The organism is Wolbachia endosymbiont of Cylisticus convexus (genome assembly GCF_003344345.1).
The window spans coordinates 1-4,005 of record NZ_QPIP01000118.1 but is presented as its reverse complement, the minus strand read 5'-3'; the positions used below and the strand labels follow the sequence as shown (position 1 = coordinate 4,005).

Below are 4,005 nucleotides of genomic sequence, written 5' to 3'. Positions count from 1 at the left end.
CTTCCTCACAGTATTCGTGTTTCTTTTGATGAAGATCCGGATATAAAATCAGTTGAATCAGAACCACATACTTTTCAGCCAAATAGCCAAAGAGTAATGGAACTGAAGGTTAATGATTTTCCAATAAGTGAAATCAAAAAAGTAGACATAACTGTTCAAAAAACTATTACTGTTACTCACGGTTCATATTCTGGAGCTATTCCTGACTCTGCAGTACTTGAGATTATTCAAGTTAAACAAGGCAATGTTATTTATGAAAATAGTATAGATTACAAATTAAACGCAGGAAACGTTGATTGGTCATTACCTGGTAAAGAACCAGCTCCTGGAAGTAGTTACCTGATAACCTATCGCTGCCGCACTCATATAAGCCCTGAAGATATAAGCGAAGAGGGATGTAAAGTAAGAGGTGCAGTTGATAACAGCTTGGTTCTGGTTGATTACACCTGGAAAATGCCCCGCTATGATTTAATTACTATCGATAGCAAAGGAGTGGTAAGAAGAATAAAAGGCATAGCTCACCCTTGGCGACCATCAATGCCTAGAGCGCCTAGTGGACAACTTTTGCTCTGCTACATTCATCAGACGTGGAAAAAAGGCGAAGGGGTAAAAATAGTGAATAATGCTATTCATGCTGTACCGATGAATGAGCTTGAAGCAATGAAAAAAGGAATAAATGATCTTTATGCGCTGGTTGCACAGGAGCGTTTACGCAGTGATGCAAATTCAAGAGAACCTACCACCAAAAAAGGAGTATTTGTTGATTCATTCTTTGATGATGATATGCGCGATCAAGGAATTTCGCAGTCTGCAGCAATAGTAAACAAAGAATTAATTTTACCTATAGATGTGGAAATTATTGATGTTGAAAGAGGTAAAGAACCTTATCTTTTACCTTATAAACTTGAACCGGTACTGGAGCAGCTTTTACAGACTAAAGGAGAAAAGATTAACCCGTATCAAGCTTTTGATCCAGTTCCGGCACAAATTACTCTAAATAAAAATATAGACCACTGGACGGAGGTTACCACGAATTGGAAAAGTCCAGTAACAAGAGTATTTAATGTTAAAGAAACAACAGAGCTGCTGTCAAGTACTTCATACGAAACTGAATTTATGAGAGAAGCAGTACAGAATTTTGAAATTGAAGGTTTTGAGCCAAGTGAGAAGCTTAAAGAGATAAAATTTGACGGAATAATTATTCAACCTATAGCATAAAAATATGTTAATAGTTAACAATCAAGGACAAATAAGTGGAAAAATAAAAATCCCAGCAAATATTCCAGCAGGTACTAAATTAGTACAGTTTTATGGTGATAAAGGAAGCTATGGAGAGGCAACTTATACTGGTAAAAAAACTATTACCATAGAAGAGAGAAGAAGAATTATCGCAGCAAGAAGAGTTGATCCTTTAGCGCAAACATTTACTTTAAATGAGAGCAGACACATAGGAGGTCTAGAGTTATGGTTTATAAATAAAGGCAAAAAACGTGTTGTTGTGCAGATTAGAGAAACAGCAGTGGGAATGCCATCGCAGACTGTTATTGCTGAAAGCTATATTGAGCCGAAAGATATAAAAGTAGATGGCACAGCAACACGTATAGAGTGGTCACCAGTGTTTTGCCATGCAGAACAAGAGTATGCAATAGTGCTACTTACTGATGATCCTGGTACTGCAGTAAAAATAGCAGAACTTGGCAAATATGATGCAGTAAATAGCCGTTGGGTAACAAGTCAGCCATATCAAGTAGGAGTATTACTATCATCAAGTAATGCAAGCACCTGGACTCCACATCAAAATTTAGATTTAACGTTTCGATTACTAGCTGCAAAATTTAGCGAAAATTCTCATGTTATTGATCTTGGCAAAGTTACAGCAACCAATACTTCAGATTTAATTGTTTTGACGAACGTCGAAAAAGTAGCATTTGATACCAATGTAGAATTTATTCTGACAGATGAAGAAGGAAAAGAAAATTTTCTATCTGATAACTTGCCGCTCGCGCTGCGTGAAAGACTATCTGGAGAGTTAACAGTAAAGGCAAATTTAAAAGGGTCAAAAGAAAAAAGTCCAGTGCTATATCCAGGGTTACAGCTAGTTCTAGGTAATCTTTCAGAGTCTGGAGATTATGTTACAAGAAGTATTACAGCAGGAGCTAACACTAAAATTACCATAACGTATGATGCGCTAATACCTGGCACTGCAGATGTAAAAGCATATGTGCAAAAAAATGTGGATTGGCAATTAGTAAATTTAACATCAGGAAAACCAATTGGAGAAAATTGGGTAGAGAGAACTCATGTGCTGACAAACTTTAATGGCAATGAAACAAGGATAAAATTAGTTTTAAGTGGAACGGTTGTTTATCGCCCTAAGGTAAAAAATCTCAGAGTGATTGTCACATAATGACTGTTGACCAAACCAAACGAGGATATCCACTGCCTCATCCAGAAAATATTGCAGTTCAAGATGTGGTACGTATCCGTACTACAATTGAGAAAATAGATGAAGATATTACCGAAAGAGAAGATGAGCATAATCAACTAAAAAATAATTTTAAACGATTTAGATTTGAAACTTTTTTGAATTTTTGGGAATGAAAGAAGCAATAGAAGCGTTACATCAAAGGATAAAGGATTTAGCAGTAAGTAGCACAGCTGATCAACTGGCATATCTTGCAAAATCGCTGGAATTGATAGCAGATAAAAAAGCTATTTCTGATATTGCGCAAATGACTAAAGTAAAAGAAATAATTGATGCACTACAAGAAAGGCTTAGGGATTTAGCAGTAAACAGTACACCAGATCAATTAGCATATCTTGCTAAAGCACTGGAATCAATAATCGACAAAAGTGCGGTTTCTGAAATTGTACAGATGACAGATGGTAAGTTAAAAGAACTCTTGAGCGCTGCAAGGACGCACTTAAGTGACATAAATAGCAATAAGGAAAATTCAATATCTGCAATAACTGAAGCGAAAACAGATTCTGTCAATGAAATTAACAAGCTTAGGGACAATTCCTTAAACACTTTAAAAGCATCATCAGATTCACATATATCACTACTTGATACGAGAAAGAATGCCAATATTGCAGCAATAAATAGCATTAGTAATAGTCATAAAGATGGTCTTAAAGGTTTAGTAGAAGATTTTCGTGCTGTTAATAATGTACCATCTGGCTCATCAATTATAGGAGAAATAGAAACTCGAATTGAAAACATCTCTAATGAGGTAAAAACTCGGGATGAACAGTTAAAAGCGTCTCTTATAAATGAAATAAGAAAGCGCAACATGGTTGAACCAGGGTCATTACCTTTCTTATTTGGTGTACTTGGCAGAAAAAATAATTATTTTGGCCACGGAACTTTTACGACAGAGCTTGGAAAGTGGAGTAGTGATGTAACAAAAACTGACTATATGTTACAACTACTAGCAGGTAGCCATACGTACAATACAGATTACGTTAGTTTTTATCGGCCAAGACAACTAAGTTTTATAGAGGGAAGCAAGGGAACATTTATTTACGGAGAGTTATGCACAAAAAGCTTTTCGGGTAGTTATGATGAGATATACTATTACCCATATGCTGCACTTGGAGTAGTATTTGTAAAAAATACAACCAATGTGAACATAAATAAAGCAATAGAATTTGTTGGATCATCGTATTCGAGTACGGAGTATGGAGGTGCAGGATTATTTGTGGGAACACCAGATAATACCAATTCTAATAAATCAAGAATTTCAAGAATAATATGGAAAAATGTTTACCAATACACGAGTTCTGATAGCAAATTAGCTGGATCTGGTAATGTGGAGATTCCAGCAGGAAAAACAGTTGCAATATTACTTTACACATCATCTTACCTGTATTCCAGAACACAAGTTAGTCAAGGTATGCTTGCATCAAATTATGTACACAACTATGGTCAATTTATTCAGTGGGGGATTTAAACATACGTAGCAATGTTCTAACTACAGGACTTGAAGTAGATGTGGAGAGAAC

3 protein-coding genes and 1 pseudogene are annotated in these 4,005 nt (G+C 35.8%); all 4 read left to right on the top strand.

Annotated elements, in window-relative coordinates; all coding sequences use genetic code 11:
* On the top strand, window positions 1–1,218 hold a 1,218-nt coding region (locus tag Wcon_RS08770), incomplete at its 5' end, for a DUF4815 domain-containing protein (protein WP_114517478.1).
* 4 nt (window positions 1,219–1,222) lie between these two features.
* Entirely contained in the window at window positions 1,223–2,407 is a 1,185-nt protein-coding gene (locus Wcon_RS08765; RefSeq protein ID WP_114517886.1) for a hypothetical protein, read from the top strand.
* A complete protein-coding gene (locus Wcon_RS08760; RefSeq protein WP_114517885.1) occupies window positions 2,407–2,601 on the top strand; it encodes a hypothetical protein in 195 nt (64 codons plus the stop codon). Before Wcon_RS08765 ends, Wcon_RS08760 begins: the two co-directional genes overlap by 1 nt.
* Window positions 2,598–4,005: pseudogene (locus Wcon_RS08755) on the top strand (hypothetical protein); the annotation flags it as partial. The gene Wcon_RS08760 and the pseudogene Wcon_RS08755, both read left to right, overlap by 4 nt.